We start from the raw sequence: 1653 nt of genomic DNA, 5'->3' as shown, positions 1-1653 counted from the left end.
ATCTCTTGGCGGAGATTTCAGATTCGCGCGACTGACTTAAAGGTCAAACCTTTCGGAGTCCCCCGGCAAAGCCGGGGTTTACCGGATTTAATTAACAGACCCGTTTTCCGGCAACCTGCCGCCGTTAATGCGACAGAGCCGAACCAACTCGTTGCCGACGAATTGGTCGCTGCGGCGCCGCCTGCTTGCAATGTGAAAATGCGAATTAAGCGGGGGCGGCCTGTCGGGACGTTTTACTGGGATGTGTTCAATTGCCAGCATTGCGCCTGTTGTTGTTGCTTCCACAAACGCGCATACAGGCCGTCTTGCGCCAGTAACGTCTGATGATCGCCCTGTTCAATCAGTTTCCCTTGGTTAAGGACCAGAATGGTGTCCGCATAGCGAATATTTTTAAGCCGATGAGCAATCACCACAACGGTGCGACCGCGCACCAGCTCAGTTATCGCGCGCTGAATCTCGGCTTCTGCCGATGGATCGACGCTGGCGGTCGCTTCGTCCAGTAACAGTATCGGCGCATTTTTCAGCAGCGCCCTGGCAATGGCAATTCGCTGGCGTTCCCCGCCAGACAGCGAATTGCCCCCTTCACTCAGCAAGGTGTCGTACCCCTGGGGAAGCGCCTCAATTAACCTATGGGCCTGGGCGAGTCGCGCGGCCTCTATCGCCTCTTCCCGACTAGCCTCCGGCCTGCCGATGCGCAGGTTATCCAGTACGGAGCCGGAGAACAGCAAAACATCCTGAAAGACCATCGCTACGTGCTGGTGAACCTGCACGGTTCCGAGGTCGCGCAGGTCTACGCCGCCCAGACGGATATGGCCGCATTGTACATCCCACAATCGGGCGATCAGATGGACCATCGTGCTTTTACCTGCGCCGCTCGGTCCGACTATCGCGGTGACATGACGAGCTGGCAGAGTACAGGATATGTCGCTGAGCGTCTGCGGCCCGCTGCCGCCGTTGTCATACGCGAAGCCGACGTGGTCGAATACGATATTTTCTCCCTGTGGCGTCAGTGGGTGTGCCGGTTCGGGTAATGCCTTTTCCGCCAGCAGAGACTCAATCCGACTCAGCGAACGGCGCGCGAAGCGCAGCATCAGGGTTGACAGACCGACGTCGAAGAGCTGACGGTATACCGGCAGGGCCAAGATCAAGAACAGGATCAGAACGTCCGGCGACAGGGTGCCGTCCGTTAGCCACCAGACGCCGGCCAGCAGCAGACTGATGTATCCCATTTCCAGCATAAATCCATAACCGGCCAGCCAGGGCGCGGGCTTAGATTCAACGGCGAGTGTGGCGTCATGATGTTCGGTCAGAATCGACTCCAGGCGCTTCCAGGCTTGGTTAAAGCGTCCGAAGCTGCGGATGACCGCAATACCCTGCACGTATTCCAGTAGAGCGGACTGCGCCGCTACGCCGGAAGCGATCATGCGGTCGCTCGTGCGGGCCGCCATGCGCTGGCTTAACCTCAGCATCAGTAGCGCCAGCGGGATCCCGGCGCATGTCAGCAGCGCCAGATGCCAGTCCAGCCACAGCAGGAACAGCATAAGAAATATCGGCATGGATAGGCCGGACACGAACACCCCTAGATAGTGTCGTCACAAGATTTTAGCCCAGAGAGCGATGCATCTGATCTGGACGGCAGCGAGAAATGAGGCC

1 protein-coding gene is annotated in these 1653 nt (G+C 58.3%); it reads right to left on the bottom strand.

From position 1 onward, the window contains the following. Positions 1-233: 233 nt before the first annotated feature. Positions 234-1571, bottom strand: a complete 1338-nt coding sequence (locus ACSZPU_RS25570; protein ID WP_499004409.1) for an ABC transporter ATP-binding protein — start codon at positions 1569-1571, stop codon at positions 234-236. Positions 1572-1653: the final 82 nt, after the last annotated feature.

The sequence above is a fragment of the Phytobacter sp. V69 genome, assembly GCF_965644215.1.
Taxonomy (GTDB): domain Bacteria; phylum Pseudomonadota; class Gammaproteobacteria; order Enterobacterales; family Enterobacteriaceae; genus Phytobacter.
This window is presented reverse-complemented; position numbering and strand designations above follow the sequence as displayed.